Genomic DNA, 21341 nt, shown 5'->3' with positions numbered 1-21341 from the left:
ACGAAAAATCGGCTTACTTAGGTAAGCCGATTTTTTATCCGTTGACAATCACCACTGTGAACGGTGGCTGAAAGTTCATTATCAATAACCGAAGAATCGCGCCCACTGACACCACACATCTTGCAACCCCAAGCGATCCCCCTTACTAAATGAAATCTGATGCCCAGGCTTTGCTTGCGCCAAACGCGGCAAGTCAATTCTTGCAACACACCCGATCTTTGGATAACCGCCAATTGTCTGCCTATCATTAAGCAGAACAATAGGTTGCCCATTTTGTGGTACCTGGATCGCACCCAGCGCAATGCCTTCGGATAACAGTGAGATATCTGGAGAGTGAACCGATTTACCACTAAGACGATAACCCATGCGATTCGAGTTTTGGTCCACAGTATAAAGAGAGCTATAAAGTGTCTCTTTAGCAAATTCAGAAAATTGTTCGCTCTGATAGCCTTCAATCACTCTCAAATTGACCGGTAGGTTGTAATCTGGTGTGTATCGAAAAGTTACACAGAGAGGTCTAAAGTGCTTTGCAAGAGGGTGCTTAGTGAAGCCTAATTGGTACCCGGATTGGCACGCTTCACCGTCTTGAGTTAATCCACCTATTTTTTCACGCGTTACTGTTGCACAACTGTTGAGTACGACGGGAACATCAAAGCCCCCTTTAATTGCTAGATAAGCTCTTAATCCATTCTTTGGTAAACCAAACGAAAGCATTTGCCCTTTAAACGCTTGAAATGTACTCCAGTTGGCCAGCGGTTTTCCATCCAAAGTCGCCTGTAGATCACCACCGCAAATCGCCATCTCGCAATCGTCATTAACCTTTAGCGTGCATTGGCCAAGAGTGATTTCTAAAGCTGCTCGATTAACAGGATTTGCTAATAAATGATTAGCCCAACTGTAGGAGTAATCATCTACGGGTCCACCTTGTGTTATACCTAGATGAGAAACGCCAAAACGTCCGAAATCTTGAATCAAACTTAAAGGTCCCGGTTTAATAACGGTGATTGTCGCCTTATTGATTGATTTAGCCATTGCCGACATCTCCTCCAAGTTCAATGAATTCTTGCCTTGAAATTGCTTTAAAACGAACAGAATCACCTACATCGAGTAACGAGAGTTCTCCTTGTGGATTATGTGAACCATGCTGTTGGCTACCGTCGAGCTGGCTATGATTAAACAATGACAAAGGACAGTTACCAATAATGTTCCAGCCACCTGGTGAGTCAGATGGGTAAACCGCAGTTTTTGAGTCTGCTATCCCGATACTGCCTTTGGGCACACTTAGTCGTGGAGTGGAATGACGAGGTAATACCAACGGCTCAACAACATCTGACATGAATGCAAATCCAGGAATGAATCCGATAGCGCTAACAGTGTAGATCTGAGAGGTATGATATTGAATGATATCGTCCAGCGATAAGCCTTTCGCTTGGTACTTATCTAAATCAAGGGCTGTGTCAGTAGAGTAATAAGCAGGGAGTTCGATTGCATTACGCGTATTACTTGTTATCGAAAAGGTAGCAACTGCCTCTTTCAGTATCGAATTGAGTTGAGTAATGAAGTGTTGCTCGGAGATTCGATACGGGAAGTAATCGATCAGTATCGTGTTATAGGCTGGCGTGACATTCATCAACACTGTGGTCAGTTCTTCGCGAATCACCTTTGAAAAATGTGCCATGTATTGAGCGCTAACCACACTTGAACGATTTCCTGAAGGCAGTAACGTAACAAGTACGCTGCACTCAGCGACGGGCGTGATATTAAATTCTATCTGATTATTCGTCATTTCCTTTCCATAAGTTCTATTTCAACGTCCGTGTTTAGCGAGGCATGAGAATGTCGACTTGTCTCAGTCAACGAGTAAGAGCACACTCACGCCATACTGATACTAATTAAATGCGTTAAGGTCTTGGCGAATTTTTCTAATTAATGCGATGGATTGGGGGTTATCACCATGGACGCAAATCGTATCGGCTTCAATCGGTAGTCTTTCACCTTCGATAGTCGTTACCGAGCCGTAATTGACGATTTGCATCACTTGGTTATAGATATCGTCTTGATTCACGTACACCGACCCTTTTTGTGTTCGTGGTGCGAGGTGGCCGTTATTTAGGTATGCACGATCTGCGAACGCTTCGAATAAAAGGGGAAGATCGTGGTCGTCGGCAATATCTAGATATTGTTGGTTGTCCGAGGAAGAGAGAATCATCAGTGGGATATTAAATTCAGCTACCGCTTGTGCCACCGCATTAAAAATATCGGTGCTCGACATCATATCGTTATAAAGCGCACCATGAGGCTTTACGTAACCAACGGTAGTATGGTGATAACGGCACAGGGCTTGTAATGCGCCGACTTGATAACAAACGAGCTCACTGATCTGCTCCATAGTATGTGGGATAGATCTACGACCGAATCCGACAAGATCTTGATAGCCCGGATGAGCACCAATTTGAATATGGTAGTGCTGAGCAAGCTTTATCGTTTTCGACATGACGTGTGGATCGGACGCATGAAAGCCACAGGCAATGTTGGCCATATCTACCCATTCCATGACCGATTCATCATCGCCCATCTTCCAATTGCCGAAACTTTCTCCCATGTCGCAATTAAGCAATATCTTCGTTGTCACTTGCCGTCATTCCTTTAGGTATAGATATCTAACGACACTCGTACAAATGACGAAATGAAACAGTGACCTGATTCAAAGTTTTGCTACTGTACATTTATTAGTACGCCATTTCATATATAGTTCATCCATCAACAAAGAAGAACCATTTTTATCTTTATATTAGGTGAACGCATGATTTCCCGCCCAATTAGCTTAGGACTAGCATTAACCACATCGGCCTGTGTGGTGGCTCAGGAGAACTCTTTAGATCAACTCATGTCGATGAGCCTTGAAGAATTGTCGATGTTAGACGTTGAGATGGAAACGGCGTCAAAAGTGACTCAAAAGCTCACGGACATTCCGTCGTCCGTGTATGTGCTTTCGAATGAGCGTATTCAACGTAGCGGTGCTAAGACCATTGCGGAAGCGTTGAAGCTCGTGCCGGGCCTTAAAGTCACTAAGTTCAACGAAACTTCATGGTTTGTATCTGCTCGTGGCTTTCATGATGGATTATACAACAAAATGCTAGTAATGATGGATGGACGAAGTTTATTTAGCCCAGTGTATGGCGGTACGTATTGGAGCGACGTTGACTATGTTCTTGCCGACATTGAACGAATTGAAGTATTAAAAGGGCCAGGAGGAACAATTTGGGGTGGTAATGCGGCTAATGGCGTCGTTAACATTATTACGAAATCAGCCAGTGAAACCCAAGGTACTTATATCTCAGGTCTTGCCTCGAATACTGACAATTATGAGTTCAGTGTTAGGCAAGGGCTTAGCTTTAACGCTAGTGTCAATGCGAGAGCCTTCTATAAATACCGAGAAGAGCCAACGTATCGTTCTAATGAATCCGAGAAATGGAAAGCGCAGTCCGCTGGTATGGTGTTTCAACCAAGCGACAGTGATCAACAATGGTCACTAAGAATCGGCGGTGAAAAGAGCTTTTCCGAATCAGAGTTGTATTCAGTTCAATACGATAGCTCTGGTACGCTCGTTGATTACCAAGCTAATGATTTTGATAATGAAAGCCACTCTTTTTATCTGCAATTTAACGACTCACGAAGCATAAGCGATACCTCGACCTTCTCATATTCGTTGTGGGGGGAATACAATGAAGATAATGCACCGGATGCACCTGGGAGTTATACCACGGTCGATTTTGATTCGACGCTTATCAAGCAACTGTCGACGACTCATCAAATCACGGTTGGTGGTGGGTTGCGATACCTGTATCTAGATTTTTCGTCGAGTCAGGTTAACGAGGTTGATTGGTACAATCCTGATTACTACGGGCGTGCCTATGACGTAGAGAGCGCCAACGATTACATCGCCAATGCATTTATACAATCACAGGTACAATGGACTGAAGCACTGTCCGTTACCCTTGGTGCAAAGTTAGAGCATTTCACTCAAAATGACTCAACAGAGGTTTCACCTCAAGTGCGTGGGTTATACAAGTTGAATCTTAGCCATTCACTTTGGGCAGGGGTAAGTAAAGCGGTAGTCGCACCATCTTATATGGACAGCAATTCAGCCTATTACTTTAACAGCTACTATCCAGAGACCGGAGTTAGCTATTTGGATTTGTTTAAGCCAAACAACCAATTAAATAATGAAGATGTTGTCACAATAGAAATGGGATATCGATATACGAATAACTCTGATTTTGAGCTCGATGCGACCATTTACTTGAGTGAACACGATAACCTTCGTTTCCATAGTTATGATCCGAGCGACATTCCAGCTAATCATGTTTATGTCGGCACGCTATCGGATGATTACCAAGCGACAACTTATGGGTTAGAGGTCGGTGCGTCATATCAATTAACACCGGCCCTCAGCAGCTATTTCGGATATGCCTATTCGACATTAGAAGGTAAGCGTAAAGGCGATGATCCGAACTCAAGCGCTCAAACCAGTGTCTATTACGATATCGACAATCAACATTTAGCCACAGTACAACTCATGTGGAACATTACCGACAGCTGGCAATTTGATGTTATTGGGCAATACATCAACGTGAACTACCCAGATTACTGGGTTGCAGAAGATGGCACTCAATACTCATGGCAATCTTACCCACATGAACTCGTCTTTGATGCACGTCTAGCATGGAAAAAATCTCATGCCGCGCCATTGGTTGAAGTAGTTATTGAAAACATCGGAAAAGGCAGTGGCTACCAGGCTGAGCTCACTTCACCAAAGAGTGTTAATCAAGAGTCTGTTTATGTAAGGGTTTCTCATGAATTTTAGACGCTCAGCCAAGCGAGTCGTTTCGTGTATCGCTCTTGTATTTCCCTTATTCACTGCTCTCAATATCGAGGCTGCAGGTTTCAAGCCTTATGAAGTGAAAGCGGTCTACCTCTTCAGAATTGCCAACTTTATTCAGTGGAATGATGAAAACTTGATGGATAAGGTTCACTTCTGTGTACTTGGGAACCAAAAAATAAACGATGCGCTTGTTTCCATTACTAACCAAAAGACGCTCCGTTCACTGCCAATCCAAGTCCACCAAACGCTAACGCCACAGTGCAATATCACTTATTTGTCTGATGTGAATGGTCAGCTAAATGAACAGATTTACTCACCGAATATGGTCACTATTAGCGATGACGACGATTTTACCCAAATGGGCGGCGTGATCGAGCTTATGCACGTTGACAACAAACTCAAGCCTAAAATCAATCTCACCAATGCTAAAAAAGGTAATTACATCATAGGCTCAAACCTCCTTCGTATCTCTGTAGTGGAGGGTAAATAATGCTGTCTTTCATCAATAATATCTCGATAAAAAACAAGCTTATCTTACCGATCATTCTGTTTGTATCGGTTGCCTTTGTTACTATTCAATCAATAAATTACACTGTCACGTTCGAGCGAGAGAAACAGAACCTGATACAACGTGTTAAAGTGCTTGCTCAAGGGGTTGCGTATAACCTGCAAGCTGCAATATTGTTCGAAGACAAAGCGTCAGCTAACGAAATCTTATCCGCATTTGTCGCAGACGAAGATATCGTTCGAGTAAAGCTATTCGACACTCAAGAACAGCTCTTTGCCAGTTATCAAATAGGGGGCTCGAATATTCCTAGGCCCACCAGCGAAGAGCGTGAAGATATCACATCTCAACAATTTGCGATTTCAAAGCAGTACATCTATTTATTGGTTCCTGTGGTTCTCGACAACGAAATCATCGCAAATCTACGTGTCACCATTTCAAAGAAAACATTTGAGAAGATCTTAACCAATATTATTAAGGTCGCTGGGATCTATTTCGTACTGCTGGTTATTTTGGGCGCTGTGCTCGTTAAATTAATTCAACGCTTTATCATCGACCCAATGTTTGAACTCAACGAAGCAATGCAAGCGTTTGTAGAAAGACGTGCTGAGAAGCCAAGATTGGTTACTTCGAACAATGATGAAATAGGTGAGTTGGTTCGTGCATTTAACACCATGCTACAACGATTAAAGCAGCGCGACAGCCAGGTTCATTTTACGCTTGATAAATTACAAGAAGAGAAAGCATTTGCGAATGAAGTGATCGAAACGGTGCAACACTCTTTGCTGGTGGTCGATAGCAAAGGGGCGATCGTACATGCCAACATAGCAACACGCGATATCTTCAAGTGCAGCGAAGCATTTCTCGAAAGCCTATCCATACAAGAGCTTATTCAAACCAAGCAACAGGGGTTCTTAAAAGGGGTTATCGATTCTAATATTGAGCTGAATGACGAATTAATTGAAGCAACTGATCTATTTCATAATAAGCAATGGCTACAGATCAGCAGCCGATCTTTATCAAAGAATGGCAACACCTTGTTCGCGATCCAAGATGTGACCGACATTGAAACAGCGATGAGTCGCCAACGTATCGCAGCCGGAGTATTTGAAAACAGTAAAGATGGACTCATCGTAGTTAATTCATCCAATGTCATTACCATGGTTAACCCCGCCGTCACTCAGATGCTTGGTTATCACGCGGATCTGCTGGTGGGTAAAACTCCGTTCGAAGTTTTTTCTTGGCAACAATTCTCGTCGTTGATGCCAACTATTCGCACCTCACTAGAGAATTATGGTCAATGGCAGGGAGAGGTATCGGAGAAAAACGTTTCAGGCACCTTAGTTCCGATGTTCATAAAGGTTAACCGAGTCACGTCAGACAACAACAAAGGCGCGTTCGATATGGTGTTGACACTATCTGACTTATCCAATGTCAAAGAGATGGAAAGGCTTGAGCATTTAGCTCATCACGATGCATTGACAGGCCTGGCGAACAGAGCGCAACTGTATAAATTTCTTGATGATGCTGTCTCATCGAACCAGTATTCAAACAAGCATTTTGCGGTCATTTATTTGGATTTAGATGGATTTAAACACGTAAATGATACCTATGGGCATGACGCGGGTGACGAAATCCTTAAAGAAGTCTCAAATAGGCTGTTATCTCAAGTAAGAGCCGGCGATCTTGTTGCTCGTTTGTCGGGTGACGAATTTGTTCTTATTATTAAACAAACCGACAAGATCTTGCTTGGCAAATTGGCCGAGCGCTTGTTGAGGCTTATTGAACAGCAAGTGAGTTATAAACAGCGCGTACTGCACGTAGGCGCGAGTATTGGTATTCATTTAGTCAAAGGTTCTGAAAGTAATATCGACGTAATCTTACAAATGGCTGATGAAGCCATGTATCACGCGAAACACCAAGGGAAAGGGCAATTTGTGTTCTCAAGTGATGTTTGATTGCGCTGTGGGGTGTGACCTCGCACTAAGTTGTTGTATCATAAGCGATAGATTGAGTATTCATAATTAAAAGGTCTAAACATGAATGTTTTAGTAACCGGTGGCATGGGCTATATCGGCAGTCATACAAGTATCCAAATGATCAACGCAGGTATGACACCTGTACTTTTTGATAACTTGTACAACAGTAAGCCAAGCGTTCTAGAGCGTATTGAAAAAGTGTCTGGCGTTCGTCCTATATTCGTTGAAGGTGACATTCGTAATAAAGCACTGTTAACTGAAACATTGAAGCAACACGACATCGAAGCCGTCATTCACTTTGCTGGCTTAAAAGCTGTGGGTGAATCAGTTGAGAAGCCTCTTGAATACTATGACAACAATGTAAACGGCACTTTGGTTCTCGTTGATGCAATGCGCGAAGCAAATGTTAAAACGTTGGTATTCAGCTCATCAGCAACCGTGTACGGTGACCCTGCAAGTGTGCCTATCACTGAAGATTTCCCGACTAGCGCAACCAACCCTTATGGTCGCAGTAAATTAATGGTCGAAGAGTGTCTCACCGATTTCCAAAAAGCGAATCCAGATTGGAGCATCACGCTACTTCGTTACTTTAACCCAGTAGGTTCACACCCAAGTGGCGAACTAGGTGAAGATCCACAAGGTATTCCAAACAACTTGATGCCGTTTGTTTCTCAAGTTGCCGTTGGCCGACGCGAATTCTTATCTGTATTTGGTAGTGACTATCCAACTAAAGATGGCACGGGCGTTCGTGATTACATTCACGTTATGGACCTGTCGGATGGCCACATTGCAGCACTTGATAAAGTAGGGCGCAAAGATGGTCTGCACATCTACAACCTGGGTACAGGCAACGGTTCTAGTGTTTTAGACATGGTTAAGGCGTTTGAACAAGCAAGCGGCAAAGAAATCCCATATAAACTTGTTGAGCGACGTGCTGGTGACATCGCAGAATGTTGGGCAGATCCGGCGAAAGCTCAGAAAGAACTAGGTTGGAACGCAACCCGCACACTGACTGAAATGACCGAAGATACATGGCGTTGGCAGTCAACAAATCCTAATGGCTTCCCTGGCTGATCTAGTTGTTTCATGAATGATTAACTTATAAAAAGATGCTTTAGGGCATCTTTTTTGATCTAAATCGAATAAAAAGTAAATTAGTGGTTAAAAAGTATCATTCTGTATTCATTGTGTTACTATGCACACGAATTATATGTTTAATGTTAATTTTCTTTGGAGTTAATCATGGAACTAGGCCTAATCATCACTTTCATCATTGCTGCTGCGGTAATGGTAAAGAAAGAAATGGCAGAGAAGTAATTTCACTTATTCCTTTTTGATACAATTTTTAGTGAAATAGATAAAAGCCAGCATAAAGCTGGCTTTTTAGTTTCTGCAATTTAAGTTTGTAACGAATTAGAATTCGTACTTAGCTGAAATACCGTAGTTTCTTTCAGCTTGAGAGTTCTCTTTGTAAAGCTCATCATCGCCGCGAATATCATTCCAACGGTGGTACTCTTCGTTAGTTAAGTTGAACACGCCACCACGAATAGTCAAATCTTTCATTGGTTTGTAGTAAGCAGTTAAGTCAACAACCGTTGCACTTGGAAGTTCAGCTTGACCAGCATTACCGCCATTCTCGTCATCAAAGTTGATGTCTGAGCCAGATTTATCAGCCGTGTAATTTAACTTAAGGCTTGTACCCCAATTTTGGTTCGGTGCATCGTAGTTCAGACCTAACACAGCGTTCCATGGGTTAACACTGTTTAGTGCATTACCGTTTCCATCTTCACCCTCAGTGTAAGATGCCACGAAATGAGTAGAAATACCCTCTGGCGCACCCACTAACACATCCCAAAGTAACGTGTTCGAGAACTCAACACCCTTGATTGTCGCTGACTCTAAGTTAACGTTAGAGTAGTGTGTCGTACCGCCGGTTTTTTTCGTTACTACAGTTTCAATGAAATCATCGTAATCACTGTAGTAAGCTGCAATCTCAGACGATGAAGCTTGCGTGTTGTGACGGTAACCAAGCTCGTACGAGATACTTGTTTCTGACTTAAGGTCAGGATTCGGATCATTTACGTAGCCGTGACCAGGGTTGTCGTATGTGTAGTAGAGTTCATCAAATGACGGGGCTCTAAAGCCTTGGCTAATTTGACCAAATACAGTACCTGTATCTGTTAGTTTGTACGTTGTACCTAAACGACCTGTTACTGCAGAATCTGAGAAGTCAGTTAGAGATTCGCCAGTGTTTTTACCAGGGTCTGTAGAGAAGTAGTCGAAGCGAACACCAGGAGTCACAACCAGCTTATTGTTCATTAGGCTGATTTCGTCTTGAACAAACAAACCAAACTTCTGCTCTTTCGCATCAGGCGTGTACACGTAAAGCTGATCGTCAGTCGCTGGATCTGAGTTGTACTCCATATTGGTGTTGCTGATGTCACTATGTGTATAAGTCGCACCATAAACTAGGTAGTGATTGTTAATCTCTTTGTCTAGTTGCGTCTCTATCTCAAGCTTATCTTCGGTGTAATCATAATCTTTGGTTTGAAGGTTGTCGTTATTAGCAGGAACGTAAGGAGGGAAACCTGGGCCTGCAGGCTTAAAGCGTTTCGTAACACCGTTCTCTTCTTTAGAAATGTACGACACTTTACTCGTCACTGTGTCAGCAATCGCGCCGTCTGCAAACCAAATGTGCTTGATTGCGAATCGGTTTTGTTTCGTGTCATCTTCACCAGTGTAGCTATCATAACTAGAGTGGTAGATGTCTGAATCAGAGGTATCTTTAATGAGCTCTGCTAGAAGCTCAATGCGATGGCTTTCATTCAATTGGTATTGAAGTTTAACCAATAGATTATCTGCTGATGTGTCTTGATTTTCTACTGCGTAGTTCTCTAAATCACCCGAGTTACGGAAGTTTTGAAGCTCTTCACCATCACGGCGAGTGTAAGCAACCAGAGTTTCTAAATCGCCAAAACGATTAGCTAATGCAACATGTTCGCTGAACGAGTTATCTTCAGAAGAGTAAGACAGTTTAGCTTGACCACCGAAGTCTTCACCATCTTTCAAGAAGTCAGAGGGATCTTTAGTTTCAAACGCCACAACACCGCCAATTGCGTCACTTCCGTGTAAACTTGAAGCAGCACCTTTGATGATTTCGACACTCTTCAACATATCAGGGTCGATAGAAATACCACTAGAATTGATAAATGCATAAGGACCACCGTCAAATGAACCAGGTTGCGATGAACCGTCGACTAGAATCTTAACGCGTTTTCCTTCCATGCCACGGATATTAATAGTTTGTGCACCTTGGCGTGAACTTGAGTTCATCGTTACACCAGGCGTGTACTCGAAAATCTCGTCGACATCTTTTGCCATATTCTCTTCGATTTGCTTATCAGAGATTACGGTGACTGAAGCTGCAGTATTGATAAGTGTTTGATTCGTACGAGTCGAAGATACAACAACCTCGTCAAATAGGGCATAATCTTCAGCTAAGGCTGAGGTTGATGAAAGCGCTAAAACGATTGAAGCAGAGAGTAGGGATTGCTTATACATCTGATAGTTACCTTAATTCCATAGTATTATCTTGATTTCGCGAAAGATAATATTGGATCTAAATGATAATTACTATTATTTGCATTTCAATTTATTTGTAGTTTTGTCATTAAAAGCTCACTTAAACCGTATAACTCATTGTATTAAAAGACCTTTAATGGTTCCATTTATCTGGTGAATGCTTCCATTTTTGTGATCAAAATCTCATTTATAAAGTAGGGAACTGATGCATAGCCCAATAACACTTGAAGCGTTACACATCCTAGACGCCATCGATAGACGTGGAAGTTTTGCTGCTGCGGCCAATGAAATGGACCGCGCGCCTTCGTCACTCAGCTACCAAATTCAAAAGCTTGAACAAGACTTAGATATCATGATTTTTGACCGTTCAGGTCACCGTGCAAACTTCACGGAAGCAGGACAATTGATACTTGAGCAAGGCAGAGTAATTCTTGGTGCCACAGAGAGGCTGGTAAACGAGGCGAGCATTCTAGCCAATGGTTGGGAATTGGATTTGACCATTGCCTTTGATGGCATTATCCCAATCGCTAACTTCTTCCCACTGGTTGATGAGTTAGGGAAAATCAGTAAAACACGGGTACGTTTACAAGAAGAAATTTTGGCGGGGTGCTGGGAATCGCTGTCAGATGGTCGAGCTGACTTACTGGTTTGCCCAAAGGTAGACACCATTCCCAATGACATGAAAAGTGACGTAATAGGAAAAATGGAAATGGTTTGGGTAGCAGCATCCAACCACTACGTACATAAGCGCTCTGGAGATTTCGATCAAAAGGCTAGAGAAAGTTACAGGGTGATTGCAATTGCAGATACTGCACGCGATCAGCCAGCATTAAGCATCAATATTTTAGAGAAACAACCACGCTTGACGGTGACGAGCTTCCCAGCAAAAGTAGAAGCTTTAACTAGTGGGCTCGGCATTGGTACCTTGCCGTGTAGCGTTGCTAAACCTTTGATCGAATCTGGTGTTTTAAAACAGATTGCAGGGACGGAGCCGCAACCGATCGACATTGTGATGGCTTGGCGACGCAACAAAATGGGCGACGCCAAATCTTGGTGTATTCAACACCTTAAAAAAACATGGTCACTCAAGTAACGGAAGCACCATATCTGCTGTGCCGTCTTCAAAACAGATATCTAGCTTGAAACCCAGTTTTTGAGCTAGTGTCAGCATCCCTCTGTTGGTTGGCATTGTCATTCCCGACATCTGTTTAGTCTGCTTAGCACGGCAGTAATCAATAACCTTAGTCATAAGGATTCGACCTAAACCAACGCCTTTTAAATCAGAGCGAATCAATATCGCGAATTCTGCATCCGTATTCTCTGGGTTAATCAGCGCGCGCGACACACCGATAATGGCAGGAACCCCTTGCTCTTCACGCACAACAACAAAAGCAATCTCTCTATCGAAGTCAATCTGAGTGAAATTAGCTAACGCTTCATGATTGAATTCACCCACATCACTAAAGAAGCGTTTGTAGAGATCCTCTTTAGACACTCGGTTAATAAAGTCGGCATGAAGTGGTTCATCTTCAGGAAGAATAGGGCGTAGCAACACTTCTGTACCATCTTTTAACTGGATACGTTCTTCAAGCTCCACGGGGTATGGGCGAATCGCCAGCCTTTCTTGCGGATCACCTTCGTAGGCTTTCAATACAATATCTGCATCCAATATCGTGAACTTATCGCCATTCGCAAGTACTGGGTGTATATCCAGATCATGTATTTCAGGGCAATCAACCACCATTTGTGAGATACGAACCAGCAACTCCGACAAGCCTTCTATGTCGATAGGGTTAGGAAGCTTCTGTAGACGAATCTTGCCACTCTTTATCGCTCGAATAATCAAATAGCGAGCCAGTGTCATATTCAGTGGTGGGAACGCTGCAGCCGCATCAATCGACTCATCCCATTCCGAACCACCTTGACCGAGTAGAATAATAGGACCGAATGTTTCATCGGTTGTGACTTTCACGCGAAGCTCTTGTCCGCCAGCAAGTTTCGCCATGCCTTGTACCAGCAAGCCATGGATATGTGCTGTAGGAAACGACAGTTGAGAGCGATCAAGAATCGCTTGAGCCGCATTTGCGACTTCACTGCTGTTTCTTAAATTAAGCATTACGCCTTGAACGTCAGATTTATGCGCGATATCTGGAGAGCGGAGTTTAACTGCGACAGGATAACCAATCGTTTCTGCAATATGTACCGCTTCACTAGGATCTGAAGCGATCCAAGTAGGCAGCACATCTAGGTTGAAGTGTTTGAAAAACTGACTGTTTTGATGGGTATCAAGGCTAACTGTATCTTTATCCAGTAATTGGCGTTCTATCCAATTTCTGGCATCGGCTAAATCTTCAATATGGACTTTCTCAGCCGTGGTTGGCGTCTCCATAAGCTGACGTTGGTTGCGTCGGTACTCGACCAAGTGCATGAATGCGACCACAGAGCTCTCTGGTGTTCGATAGGTTGGAATACCAGCTTCAGTGAACAGCTTTCTAGCAGGCCTTGCCGTAAGCTCACCAGACCAATTGGTAAGAATATTGAATCGCTTATGGCGAGGGTGCTTTTTAATCGCTTCGATGATGCGCTCAGCAGTTTGAGCAGAGTGTGCGATAGCAGAAGGGCTATGCATGATGAGAATAGCATCTGCCTCATCACCATCGAGCAGTGTGTTAATCGTATCAATATAACGCTGATCACCTGCATCACCCACAATATCGATAGGATTGCTATGTGACCAACTTGAAGGTAGCACCTTATTAAGCTTTTCGAGCGTCTCTTCCGATAATTCAGCGAGTTTACCACCGCGCTCAAAAAGCGTATCTACTGCCATAATCGCAGGCCCACCACCATTCGTGACAATGGCCAGTCGCTCTCCGCGTAATGGGACAGAGTGAGTTAAAGTTTCTACGGCAGCAAACAGTTCATGCAAGTTCTTAACTCGCAGCATGCCACTACGACGAATGGCCGAGTCATAAATAATATCTAAAGTGTCTGCACCGCCGGTATGTGCCATTGCCGCCGCTCTGCCTTTTGCAGTCCTCCCGCCTTTTAAGACCAATATTCTCCGGTTGCGCGACGCAGCTCGTGCTGCCGAAATGAAACGTCTTGCGTCTTTAATGCTATCGACATAAAGCAATATTGCTTCCGTGTGGGAGTCGGTGCTCAAATAATCCAACAGTTCCGAGAATTCGATGTCTGTGCCGTTTCCGATAGAGATAAATGCAGAGAAACCGATCTCTTTATCATTCGCCCAATCAAGTATCGTGGTACACACCGCTGCAGATTGAGAAACAAACGCAATCTTGCCGGGTAGTGCGGTAACAGGAGAGAAGGATGCATTGAGATTAAGCCAAGGGATTATCACGCCTAAGCTGTTTGAACCAAGCATCCTTATATTGTGCTTTTTCGCAATCGCTAGGCATCTTGAATCGTATGTTTCACCGTTATCACTCGGCTGTTGCATGTCTGAAGATAGAACAATGACAGACGCAATGCCTTTCTCCGCTAACTCCTCAAAGATAGCTATATTGCGACACGCGTTGGTACAAAGAATCGCAAGATCAGGGACGATCGGGAGCGACAAAATGTTTTTGTAGGAAAGTACACCCGCCACCGAATCATATTTGGGCGTAACTGGCATTACCGCCCCCTTAAAATCCCCATGCAACAGATTATTCATAACAATGTATCCCGCTCGGTTTTCACGTTGAGAAGCGCCAACAACGGTAATCGAACGGGGTTTCAGTAGGGGATCAAGATGATTCATAGACATATCCTAGCAATGCACGTAAGTTCATCGTAACTTACTTTTCGATAACAGGTTGATGGCAAATTCACCGAATTAAGATGAATAAGCAAACACTGCATTAAGTTTGTGAAATAGGTCACCCACTAATGGTGTATAATCTCAAAGTTAACTTGATTCTAAACCGACGTATCGGCATGATTTATAGTAATTATTATTAAGGATATAGAGCTTTCCATGAAAAAAATTGCAATTGCGACTTTGCCACTGCTCTTGGCTGCGTGTGTATCTGAAAACTACATCACGGATGTGACTTCAGATAGTTATCAAGAAGAGTACAAAACTGCCAAAGTTGAAGCTCCAGTTGTGTCTCAATCACAGCAATCAGGCGTTGTTGAAGAGAATGTTGTTAACGTTATCAGAACAGAACCTGTAGAGCAGAAAGTCACTCAAACAACTCAGGCTAAGCCAGTTGCGGCAGTGAAAGGTCCAACTAAGAAGCAACAAGACATGAACCAGCGTTTTGGTTACACAGTTCAAGTTGTTGCGGTTGGCAGCCAAAGTAAAGTCGACTCTTTCGTGAAAATGCTACCAACGACTTCTCAGCCAGTTTGGGAAAACTACAAGATGGTCAACGGCACTAAGTGGTTCACAGTACTTTACGGTGACTACGCAACACGTTTAGAAGCAAAAAAGGCGATCTCAACACTACCTAGTTCACTTAAAAACTTGAAGCCATTCGTGAAGAGTATTGATGATATCAAGAACTCTGAATACCCAACGCTTAACAAGTTAAATTAAGTTTTGAATCATAAAGAAGGAGCAAATGCTCCTTCTTTTGTTTTATGACGAACCGTTTTGTCTAATAGTTAATCGCTCGATCTTTCGGACGCAATTTTAACAATCAAAACACTGTACCTATCTCGACTTTTGTTTATCATTGAAGTCAGTATTCCTAGTTTCAAGGACCGAATTTACCCATGAACACCACAAACATTCTTCTTCTATGCGGCGGTGGATCTTCAGAGCACGAAGTGTCTTTAGTTTCAGCCAATTACCTTTTTGACCAACTTAAGAGCGTTGAAGACTTTAACGTTGTAAGAGTTGAGATTAAGAGCGAAGGCTGGTGTCTAGATTCGGGCGAATTAGTATATCTTGATATCAATAATCAAACGCTACGTGGTGATGATCTAGAATCAAAAGTTGATTTCATCGTACCTTGTATCCATGGTTTCCCTGGCGAAACCGGTGATATCCAATCACTGTTTGAAATGGCAAAAATCCCGTACCTAGGCTGTGGTTCTGAAGCTAGCAATAACAGCTTCAACAAGATCACCTCTAAGCTTTGGTATGACGCGTTGGGTATTCCAAACACGCCGTATTTATTCCTATCTGACAATACAGACGAAGCTCACTCACAAGCAACTCAAGCTTTTGAAAAGTGGGGCAAAGTATTCGTGAAAGCGGCACGCCAAGGCTCTTCTGTTGGCTGTTATCAAGTCAACCATATTGAAGACTTGAGCGAAGCTATCAACAAAGCATTTACTTATTCAGATCAAGTGCTTGTTGAAAAGTCAGTGGTGCCAAGAGAGCTGGAAGTTGCGGCTTATGAAATCGACGGAGAGCTGCACATCAGCAAGCCAGGCGAGGTGATTGCACCGAATGGCGCATTCTACTCTTACGAAGAAAAATACAGCGCAGATAGCAACTCGATCACAGAAGTTGAAGCAAGTAATCTTACTGATGAACAACGTCAACTGATTGCGGACAGCGCTCGCAAAGTGTTTACACAAATGAAGCTTCGCCACTTGTCTCGCATCGACTTCTTCTTAACACAAGATAACGAAATCTACTTAAACGAAGTGAATACCTTCCCAGGTATGACACCAATCTCGATGTTCCCAAAAATGGTAGAACACGACGGGCATAAGTTCGCTCAGTTCCTAGAAAACTGCGTAAGAACCAGCCTTTCTTAAGGGTATTTTCTAAATTTTTGTATAACAGATTAACTATAAAAAGCGGCTCGGATTTCTCCAAGCCGCTTTTTTGTTTGCGATGTTTTCAGTCTACTGCCGACCTAATGTCGCTTATTGCCACGGTGTTAACGCTTTGAACTTCATTTTCTCGCTCTCTGCCGTACCAGTATATCCAACGTACTGGGCTGGCATCGCAGGGCTAAGCCAACGTCCGAAGTCTTGTATTTCTCTCACGTTAAGCCCTTGTTTTGATAGCTCTTGTGCCGCGCCAACTCGAATCGAATTACCTGAAAAATGGTGATTGTCGGCTAAACCAAGTAAGTCACTTGCACGCCTTAAAATCCGATAGATCGACGAATCATCTAATGGTTGTAGGCCGATGTTTTCGTGCTTATCAATCGCCCGGAACACAGGTAATTCCTCTTCCAAACCAGTAAAGCTCAGCCAGCGCTCAAGCGCAGAACTTGCAACTGGTGAAAGCTTGTATATCAAGTCCTTGATTGTGATTTGATAGTCATGATCAATACTCTCCACATCACTCGCCAATAAAGACTTGAGTTCAGAGCGCTTCAACGCACATTCGAACATTACGTTATAAATCGCTATGTCGCGGATCTCTTTTAGTGTCGCTTTGTCATGTGAAAGTAACGAGTTCAATTGAGTAAGGTGTGAAGAAGTCATCGCGTTTGTCTGCTTAGCATCACCAGCCATTCGAGCTTGCAGATGGAGCAAGGTAAAGCGAACTTGTCTATGCTTAATAGGGTTGGCAAAGTTGAGTACAGTGTGCAGCAAGCTAAGCGTTGCAGTGTAACGTTTTAACGATGCATACTTTCGTTCACTAGACTCCGTCTCAAGAAAACGACGAACAGCCGTAATAGAAGCAGGGAGTGTATTGATTCGATGTTTGGTACAAAAAGCGTGGTAGCGATTCCAATCACTGTAGATACCCAACAGTGAATTATGAGAATACTGGAAACCTGTTAGCTCATCGATAATTTCAACGGTAACGTTGCTGTTTAATTTTTCAACAAACGAATTAATTATCACAGAGTCGGTTAAAATAGGGACTTTTTTTCTCAAATTACCGTACCTCGACAGGTGTTTTTGCCATATTATGCTTGCTATCATTATTAGTATACTTATGATTAATGCAGTGAAAACAAAAAGATGATCAATAGATATGGCTAATTCAATTTACCGAGGGATCCATCTCCAATCGACGGATGCCACGAACACAATTTGGCGTACCAAGTTAAAAAACCACGTTATTCAAGGTAACTTAGCTGCCGTGAAAAAGAGTATCGATTGGTGGATTGATACTGCATCTATTATTGACCCAAAAGAGTTCACAGCGTTAAGTAAGTCTAGAGGGACCGGTGGCCAAACTGAAAACTTCAATGGTTACCAAATCAAAAATGACACTGGTGAGCCGAATGCGTGGTACTGCATGTTTAACGGACGCCTTATTAAAGGCGGAAAGATTGCAATACAGCGTCATATAGAAGCTTACTTACTCGCTAAACAAAAAGCAGAGCAACAAAAGAAATAAATTATGAGCCTAGTATATTCAACAGAAACAGGTCGTATCAAACCTGAAGAAGAGAAAGTCCAACGTCCTAAAGGCGATGGTATCGTTCGAATCCAAAAAGAAACCAAAGGCCGTAAAGGCAAAGGCGTTTCTGTCGTAACTGGCTTAGATCTAGATGACGCACCATTAAAACTAATGGCTGCTGAACTTAAGAAAGTTTGCGGCTGTGGTGGCTCAGTAAAAGATGGTAACATCGAAATTCAAGGCGACGCGCGTGACAAGATCAAAGCGCACCTTGAAAAGAAAGGCTACAAAGTTAAATTTGCTGGCGGTTAATCTCTAACTAATACCAGGGTTAAAATCGAAGATTATTATCACTGGATATTAGGTATTTTATGGTAAATAACCATTATGGTTAAATACACAGTATAATTCAGAGAATATCGACACAATACTAAGGCAGGGCATCACACAAAGAGTTCTGCCTTATAAACAACAAATCCAATTTAACATAACGTACATAATACGCAGTTGGCTAGTGCTTTATTTGGGGTGGCTGCCATCAACGCTAATCCTGCGCAAGCCATTGAAATACTTGATAATCCCAACCCGTTAAACTTTTTTGCCATATGTTCCCATAGCTGCTTAATCTCCGGATTTTCATTGCGATCAGCGTGTAAACCTATCAATGCGACCTGTGGGTCTAACTTTGCATTTTCTGCTAAAAAAACCGCTTCAGAATCAGTTAGATAGCGACGCCCTTTACGAAAGTCAGTTATTCTTTGTGGTGGTAGATTTAAGTCATGGGCAATTTGTTTGTCTTGTACGTAGTTTTGCGCCTTTTTGTAGGCGTCTAACAGTTCATTTTGATACATGGCAATTCCTCCGTTTCACCAATCATAGCTCATTGCTAACAATTTTTTGTGTCTTGCACTAACAAAAAGTTGTGTTTAACATTTTCCTCACTAACAAAAAATTGTTAGTCAAATTTGACCGTCTAGTTCTGGGCTATTTGCCCTTGACGCTTATCGCTCGGCTTAGACGGTCACTCTAACTATCAATAATCAGTCAAGGTGGTTGTTATGAATATCATTCAAGTGTGCTCTGGGATTCTTCCTCGTTATCTCTGTGATTGGCAAATCACCGATACTGGTGTCACACCAGTTATCACTGTTCATAAATCTAATGCTATGCCTTTGACCGACGCCGATATCGAATCCGCTTTCAATCGATTACTTCCAAGTTGGCCTCAATTAAAAGTTGTTAAGGCTTAATAATGGACTCTATCTACTTCGACAACGAACCCAATCACGGTATCAACGCCTATTTCCCTTGGGGTCACAATTTCTTTAAGACTCCGCGTGATTTCTTCCAGTTCATGGAAGCTCACTATGGAATGGTGTCATTTCAGATTGTTGAAATCACTGATGAAAACTACCAAGAACTTTTGGTTAAGGGCGTGTTCAGTGCCATCTAAAAAACCACATAAGTTCCATGATGAGATTCGCCCGGTTCAAGTGGATCACCTAGCCTTTTCATTTTCGTATGGCTCGCTGAGACATTTGGATAGCTCCAACGAACAAGACTTTATCAACTTGCAGTTTCCTGAGTTTAAGAAGCAAACCGTTAAAGGCCGTCTTAATTCACCAGAAGCAATAGAAAAATCAATTGAGTTACACCGTAACAAATGCCGTAAAGTTTTGGCTGATAGGTTTGATGAGTTCATGGCGAAAGTCTTTAACTTCCGTCTGTCGCCTATGCGTGGTCGTGGCTTGCATGGCTATGAAGATTCGATGGTGATTTACGACTCTACCGGAACCGTTGAATGTGGTTTGGTTGGTGTTGGCGGTAACAATGACACGGTCTATGTACAGATTAATGGTACTGGCTGTTCGAAGTTATTCGACTTCACCACACACAAAAAACTGCACTGGTGGTTGTCTCTTTTGGGTATTACTCGCCTAGCCCGTTTGGATCTCTGCGTGGATGACTACACCGGAATCTTTGACTGTAAGTATGCTGAGAAATGTTTTTATGAGGGAGCATTTCGCACTGCTTCTCGTGGCCGTGGCCCGACAATGGTTCCTCATAAGCGCGTTTCACAATCTGGTGAATTATCAGAGGAAGCTGTTTTGGTTGGCTCTCGTACGTCTTCAGTTTACTGGCGTATCTACAACAAGAAATTTGAGCAAAACATCGCTGACCCAGAAGTGATTTGGTACCGCAACGAAGTGGAATTGAAGAAGTGCGATTTGGCACTACTCGCCTCGCCTGCTTCGGCCTTTGCTGGTCTATGTGACTTCTCTGCCAGTATCGACCCTGCCGAACCAATGAAGCTTGAACTTAACAAGAAAAAAGCAGGACTAGAGTTCTTCGCTCGTATTGCTTGGGTTCGTCGTCAATGTGGCAAAGCGCTATCTGAAATTGTGGCTATGACTGAGGGTGACTTGGGTGAAGCATTCGGAATGCTCATTCCTACGCATCATAGACGCGCCAACTTTGAAACCTCGTTAGGCATTCCTGACGAATACACTAAACAGAAAATCGAAATTTTGGAGTCAAGAATATGCCTACAATAACTGGTATCTCTATCAAGCGTTTCCCTAAATCTAATATGGAGTTCGCTGAACTGTCTGTCCTACGTGCTGTTGAAGAAGTCGACAACGAGAAGTTTCAACAAACGGGCATCGGCTTTTCAACTGACATCCCATACAACAAGCAAGCACTGAAAATTGATGTGGAATACGCACGTCAACTTATCCAATCCCGCGCTTTTGTGGCTAACCGCGAATACGAGCTGAACTTTGGTGCTAACCCAAATGACCCGCTCGATATCTTGGTAACCAAGCTTGTGCCTGTCGATGAAGAAATCAAAAAGCACTTCGATAACTTCATGAAAGCAAACAAGGCTTAATCATGGAAACGGTAATTTATCAATTAACTGGCGATGATGTGCATTCACTGATTGAAGCTCTAGTCATGACCATGGTCGCACTCTCACTATTTGGTCGTGTTTGCTCGTTTGTAATTGATTGGATTGACCGCTTGCTTCTGACGAGAACTATCCGTGATTTAGAGGCTAAAAGAGACTTTCTTTTGTCTGAAATTGGCTCTCTTAATCGTCAAAAAAGCGCTTCAAGT

The 21341-nt window shown here is 42.9% G+C and carries 21 protein-coding genes; 14 read left to right on the top strand and 7 right to left on the bottom strand.

All coding sequences use genetic code 11. The features are described 5' to 3' along the window. Positions 1-81: 81 nt before the first annotated feature. From F0251_RS19060 to F0251_RS19050, 3 genes are all read right to left on the bottom strand, one after another. Positions 82-1032 (bottom strand): biotin-dependent carboxyltransferase family protein, encoded by a 951-nt coding sequence (locus F0251_RS19060; RefSeq protein ID WP_061030948.1) that lies wholly within the window; start codon positions 1030-1032, stop codon positions 82-84. Beyond that, the gene (locus F0251_RS19055) at positions 1025-1786 is read right to left on the bottom strand and encodes an allophanate hydrolase subunit 1 (RefSeq protein ID WP_171731606.1); all 762 of its coding nucleotides are present in this window, start codon (positions 1784-1786) and stop codon (positions 1025-1027) included. The genes F0251_RS19060 and F0251_RS19055 overlap by 8 nt, the downstream gene beginning before the upstream one ends. Positions 1787-1888: 102 nt before the next feature. Continuing rightward, a complete protein-coding gene (locus tag F0251_RS19050) occupies positions 1889-2632 on the bottom strand; it encodes a 5-oxoprolinase subunit PxpA (RefSeq protein ID WP_061030946.1) in 744 nt (247 codons plus the stop codon). A 171-nt stretch (positions 2633-2803) separates the two neighbouring features. Between F0251_RS19050 and F0251_RS19045 the strand changes: the two genes are divergently transcribed. The 4 genes from F0251_RS19045 to galE all read left to right on the top strand — a co-directional run bounded on the left by F0251_RS19045 (position 2804) and on the right by galE (position 8443). Beyond that, a complete protein-coding gene (locus F0251_RS19045) occupies positions 2804-4867 on the top strand; it encodes a TonB-dependent siderophore receptor (protein WP_171731605.1) in 2064 nt (687 codons plus the stop codon). Continuing rightward, positions 4857-5375 carry a YfiR family protein gene (locus F0251_RS19040; RefSeq protein WP_061030944.1) on the top strand — a complete coding sequence of 173 codons (519 nt, stop codon included), beginning with the start codon at positions 4857-4859 and terminating at the stop codon, positions 5373-5375. Before F0251_RS19045 ends, F0251_RS19040 begins: the two co-directional genes overlap by 11 nt. Further along, positions 5375-7348: a diguanylate cyclase gene (locus F0251_RS19035; RefSeq protein ID WP_171731604.1), complete on the top strand. Its 1974-nt coding sequence runs from the start codon at positions 5375-5377 to the stop codon at positions 7346-7348. The genes F0251_RS19040 and F0251_RS19035 overlap by 1 nt, the downstream gene beginning before the upstream one ends. Before the next feature lie 81 nt (positions 7349-7429). Beyond that, complete coding sequence (gene galE / locus F0251_RS19030; protein ID WP_171731603.1) at positions 7430-8443, top strand: UDP-glucose 4-epimerase GalE; 1014 nt, start codon at positions 7430-7432, stop codon at positions 8441-8443. A gap of 339 nt (positions 8444-8782) precedes the next feature. Here the strand turns inward: galE and F0251_RS19025 are convergent, their stop codons facing one another. Continuing rightward, positions 8783-10930 (bottom strand): TonB-dependent hemoglobin/transferrin/lactoferrin family receptor, encoded by a 2148-nt coding sequence (locus F0251_RS19025; protein WP_171731602.1) that lies wholly within the window; start codon positions 10928-10930, stop codon positions 8783-8785. 226 nt (positions 10931-11156) lie between these two features. Between F0251_RS19025 and F0251_RS19020 the strand changes: the two genes are divergently transcribed. Continuing rightward, the gene (locus F0251_RS19020; protein ID WP_116870651.1) at positions 11157-12044 is read left to right on the top strand and encodes a LysR family transcriptional regulator; all 888 of its coding nucleotides are present in this window, start codon (positions 11157-11159) and stop codon (positions 12042-12044) included. On the opposite strand, the gene F0251_RS19015 is transcribed toward F0251_RS19020, so the two are convergent. Then, a complete protein-coding gene (locus F0251_RS19015) occupies positions 12033-14717 on the bottom strand; it encodes a bifunctional acetate--CoA ligase family protein/GNAT family N-acetyltransferase (RefSeq protein ID WP_171731601.1) in 2685 nt (894 codons plus the stop codon). The two genes, F0251_RS19020 and F0251_RS19015, sit on opposite strands and share 12 nt — an antisense overlap. Positions 14718-14933: 216 nt before the next feature. Between F0251_RS19015 and F0251_RS19010 the strand changes: the two genes are divergently transcribed. Then, entirely contained in the window at positions 14934-15497 is a 564-nt protein-coding gene (locus tag F0251_RS19010; RefSeq protein WP_008221412.1) for an SPOR domain-containing protein, read from the top strand. Positions 15498-15676: 179 nt separating this feature from the next. After that, a complete protein-coding gene (locus F0251_RS19005) occupies positions 15677-16672 on the top strand; it encodes a D-alanine--D-alanine ligase (protein WP_171731600.1) in 996 nt (331 codons plus the stop codon). A gap of 111 nt (positions 16673-16783) precedes the next feature. On the opposite strand, the gene F0251_RS19000 is transcribed toward F0251_RS19005, so the two are convergent. Further along, positions 16784-17752, bottom strand: coding sequence for a tyrosine-type recombinase/integrase (locus F0251_RS19000; protein WP_171731599.1), 969 nt, complete (start codon positions 17750-17752; stop codon positions 16784-16786). Between the two features lie 100 nt (positions 17753-17852). Here F0251_RS19000 and F0251_RS18995 point away from each other — a divergent pair, with 100 nt between their 5' ends. Beyond that, the gene (locus F0251_RS18995; protein ID WP_008221406.1) at positions 17853-18221 is read left to right on the top strand and encodes a DUF3319 domain-containing protein; all 369 of its coding nucleotides are present in this window, start codon (positions 17853-17855) and stop codon (positions 18219-18221) included. A gap of 3 nt (positions 18222-18224) precedes the next feature. After that, positions 18225-18536 (top strand): stress response translation initiation inhibitor YciH, encoded by a 312-nt coding sequence (yciH, locus tag F0251_RS18990; protein ID WP_008221404.1) that lies wholly within the window; start codon positions 18225-18227, stop codon positions 18534-18536. Between the two features lie 170 nt (positions 18537-18706). Here the strand turns inward: yciH and F0251_RS18985 are convergent, their stop codons facing one another. Then, positions 18707-19075: a DUF3693 domain-containing protein gene (locus tag F0251_RS18985; protein ID WP_171731598.1), complete on the bottom strand. Its 369-nt coding sequence runs from the start codon at positions 19073-19075 to the stop codon at positions 18707-18709. A gap of 207 nt (positions 19076-19282) precedes the next feature. Here F0251_RS18985 and F0251_RS18980 point away from each other — a divergent pair, with 207 nt between their 5' ends. The 5 genes from F0251_RS18980 to F0251_RS18960 all read left to right on the top strand — a co-directional run. Beyond that, complete coding sequence (locus F0251_RS18980; RefSeq protein ID WP_171731597.1) at positions 19283-19474, top strand: hypothetical protein; 192 nt, start codon at positions 19283-19285, stop codon at positions 19472-19474. 2 nt (positions 19475-19476) lie between these two features. Continuing rightward, positions 19477-19677, top strand: coding sequence for a hypothetical protein (locus F0251_RS18975; RefSeq protein ID WP_108167716.1), 201 nt, complete (start codon positions 19477-19479; stop codon positions 19675-19677). Next, positions 19667-20779 carry a replication initiation factor domain-containing protein gene (locus tag F0251_RS18970; protein WP_171731596.1) on the top strand — a complete coding sequence of 371 codons (1113 nt, stop codon included), beginning with the start codon at positions 19667-19669 and terminating at the stop codon, positions 20777-20779. The genes F0251_RS18975 and F0251_RS18970 overlap by 11 nt, the downstream gene beginning before the upstream one ends. Next, entirely contained in the window at positions 20767-21114 is a 348-nt protein-coding gene (locus F0251_RS18965) for a DUF1293 family protein (protein WP_171731595.1), read from the top strand. Before F0251_RS18970 ends, F0251_RS18965 begins: the two co-directional genes overlap by 13 nt. Before the next feature lie 2 nt (positions 21115-21116). Then, the coding region (locus F0251_RS18960) for a hypothetical protein (RefSeq protein ID WP_171731594.1) at positions 21117-21341 on the top strand (225 nt) is incomplete at its 3' end.

Source organism: Vibrio sp. 070316B (genome assembly GCF_013114115.1).
Classification (GTDB): domain Bacteria; phylum Pseudomonadota; class Gammaproteobacteria; order Enterobacterales; family Vibrionaceae; genus Vibrio; species Vibrio chagasii_B.
This window is presented reverse-complemented; position numbering and strand designations above follow the sequence as displayed.

Excerpts from the sequence above, each read along its gene's own strand:
- F0251_RS19055 (WP_171731606.1), bottom strand. The coding sequence starts at position 1,786 with ATGACGAATAATCAGATAGAATTTAATATCACGCCCGTCGCTGAGTGC.
- F0251_RS18980 (WP_171731597.1), top strand. The coding sequence starts at position 19,283 with ATGAATATCATTCAAGTGTGCTCTGGGATTCTTCCTCGTTATCTCTGT.
- F0251_RS18965 (WP_171731595.1), top strand. The coding sequence starts at position 20,767 with ATGCCTACAATAACTGGTATCTCTATCAAGCGTTTCCCTAAATCTAAT.
- F0251_RS18975 (WP_108167716.1), top strand. The coding sequence starts at position 19,477 with ATGGACTCTATCTACTTCGACAACGAACCCAATCACGGTATCAACGCC.
- F0251_RS19015 (WP_171731601.1), bottom strand. The coding sequence starts at position 14,717 with ATGAATCATCTTGATCCCCTACTGAAACCCCGTTCGATTACCGTTGTT.
- F0251_RS19060 (WP_061030948.1), bottom strand. The coding sequence starts at position 1,032 with ATGGCTAAATCAATCAATAAGGCGACAATCACCGTTATTAAACCGGGA.
- F0251_RS19045 (WP_171731605.1), top strand. The coding sequence starts at position 2,804 with ATGATTTCCCGCCCAATTAGCTTAGGACTAGCATTAACCACATCGGCC.
- F0251_RS19025 (WP_171731602.1), bottom strand. The coding sequence starts at position 10,930 with ATGTATAAGCAATCCCTACTCTCTGCTTCAATCGTTTTAGCGCTTTCA.
- galE (WP_171731603.1), top strand. The coding sequence starts at position 7,430 with ATGAATGTTTTAGTAACCGGTGGCATGGGCTATATCGGCAGTCATACA.
- F0251_RS19005 (WP_171731600.1), top strand. The coding sequence starts at position 15,677 with ATGAACACCACAAACATTCTTCTTCTATGCGGCGGTGGATCTTCAGAG.
- F0251_RS19040 (WP_061030944.1), top strand. The coding sequence starts at position 4,857 with ATGAATTTTAGACGCTCAGCCAAGCGAGTCGTTTCGTGTATCGCTCTT.
- F0251_RS19020 (WP_116870651.1), top strand. The coding sequence starts at position 11,157 with ATGCATAGCCCAATAACACTTGAAGCGTTACACATCCTAGACGCCATC.
- yciH (WP_008221404.1), top strand. The coding sequence starts at position 18,225 with ATGAGCCTAGTATATTCAACAGAAACAGGTCGTATCAAACCTGAAGAA.
- F0251_RS18995 (WP_008221406.1), top strand. The coding sequence starts at position 17,853 with ATGGCTAATTCAATTTACCGAGGGATCCATCTCCAATCGACGGATGCC.
- F0251_RS18985 (WP_171731598.1), bottom strand. The coding sequence starts at position 19,075 with ATGTATCAAAATGAACTGTTAGACGCCTACAAAAAGGCGCAAAACTAC.
- F0251_RS19010 (WP_008221412.1), top strand. The coding sequence starts at position 14,934 with ATGAAAAAAATTGCAATTGCGACTTTGCCACTGCTCTTGGCTGCGTGT.
- F0251_RS19035 (WP_171731604.1), top strand. The coding sequence starts at position 5,375 with ATGCTGTCTTTCATCAATAATATCTCGATAAAAAACAAGCTTATCTTA.